Origin of the sequence: Canibacter zhuwentaonis, from assembly GCF_018531145.1 — a bacterium.
Lineage (GTDB): Bacteria > Actinomycetota > Actinomycetes > Actinomycetales > Microbacteriaceae > Canibacter > Canibacter zhuwentaonis.
Genome location: NZ_JAHDSZ010000023.1, coordinates 1 through 1,792, shown reverse-complemented (window position 1 = coordinate 1,792; position 1,792 = coordinate 1). Strand labels below are relative to the sequence as shown.

1 pseudogene is annotated in these 1,792 nt (G+C 49.2%); it reads right to left on the bottom strand.

Annotated features, from left to right (window positions below):
• Nucleotides 1-1,792: pseudogene (locus KJY78_RS06435) on the bottom strand (hypothetical protein); the annotation flags it as partial.

Below are 1,792 nucleotides of genomic sequence, written 5' to 3'. Positions count from 1 at the left end.
ACTGGCGCAACAGACTCCGGTGCTACCGGTGTTTCCGGCACAACAGGCACTGACGGTGCTGGCTGTTCCGGCATCACCGGTGGTACCGGTTCTGACTCCGTCTCTGACTCTGGCGCTGGTGCCGGTGATGGCGCTGGCTCCTGCTCCGGTTCTGATGGCGCTGTCTCCGGTGCTGTCTCCATCTCCGTCTCCGTCTCTGACTCTGGCGCTGGTGCCGGTTCTGATGGTGCTGGTTCTGATGGTGCTGGCTTCTGCTCCGGTGCCGGCTTTGGTGCTGGTGGTAGAGCATCCACAGCAACCTGCACCTCAGTATTCTCCGTCACCTTCTGCACTACCGGATTCGGAAGATTCCACTCCCAACCCTCAGGAACCTGAACATTATTAACAGTCACAGTACACGTACTACCCTTTAAAACACTCTCAGATAAAACCTTCTTTGCAGTGTTACTGTTTGGAAACTGAAGCACCTGGGTAAACTGACTGTTAATATAATCCCCGTCTTTACCAGGCACGATACAAGTTAGTGTTCCAGAAACAGTAACCTCAGCAGAAAGATTCTCCTCACTCTCGGTAAGATTAAACACTCCTGTAACAGTCGCGTTCTCTTCTTTAACACTAAACGAAGTACCATGATAGTTGTTATCCGTTTTAGCATTCACCACAGTCATCGTATTAACACCCTGCACAGGAGGAGTAACAGAAACACCCGTTAGAATCCTATCCGTATTCTGTGGTTTTGACTGCAGCCCAGCCTGACCGGTTACGGTGAACACTAGACTACCGCCTGCGGGGATGCTCTCAACCACGGTGGTGAAATACCCAGAAGAAGAACCTATCTGACTATACGTCCACTTATCATCAGTTGGGCATTTTGCGTTACCAGTTGCCGTGCATTGGGGTTTCAACTCTCCAGTGTGAATAAACCCCTCACCTGCTGACGGTAGGAACATATAAACACTAACATTCCGAGCTTCATTCCCCGTTACATTTACTGTTGAAGTGATCCTAACAGTATCCCCTGGAAGATACGACTCCTTATCCTTATCCACACTAGTTTTGGTGGATATTTCAGCTGCAGGAGTGACCTTCAACGGCACATCCAAAATATCATCCTGCAGCACCCGCTTCACCACCGGGCTCGTATACTCCAACTGCCACCCCACGGGAACCGTAACATTAGTAACAGTCACACTACAAGTACTACCCTTCACAACATTAGATGCCTTCTGCCACTGCAACTGCCCACTATCATCAGAAGCATCATCACCGTTAACCCGGAAAGTCTTCTCAAACGATTGATCAACACCCTTATCACCCGGCACAGTACATTTCAGTGTTCCAGTAACCTTAACATCACCAGTCCAAGCATTGCTCCCGTTAAGAGCATCAAACAACGCTGTAACAGAAACATTCTCCTTTTTAACGGTAAACGAAGCGTCAGAAAGAGCATCATTATTAGCAACTGTTAGTATCTCACCACTCTGTATATTCTTCTGCACACCAGCCTGACCGGTTATCTTGAATACTAACTTACCTCCAGCGGGGATACTCGGCGCAGTCGCACTCAACGAATTCGTAACCTCTTCGTGCTCCCACGACCCAGCATCCGGGCATTTTGCACCACCCGATGGTGTGCATTCAGGCTGTTTTGTTTGCGCAGTATTAACAAACCCTTCATCCGCTTGCGGTAGCAACACGTAAACACTAACATTCTCAGCAGTCTTACGCACCCTGGCAGCCTTACCTCCATTAGCAACACTAGCAGCGCTTACTGTTACAGTAATCGTGACAG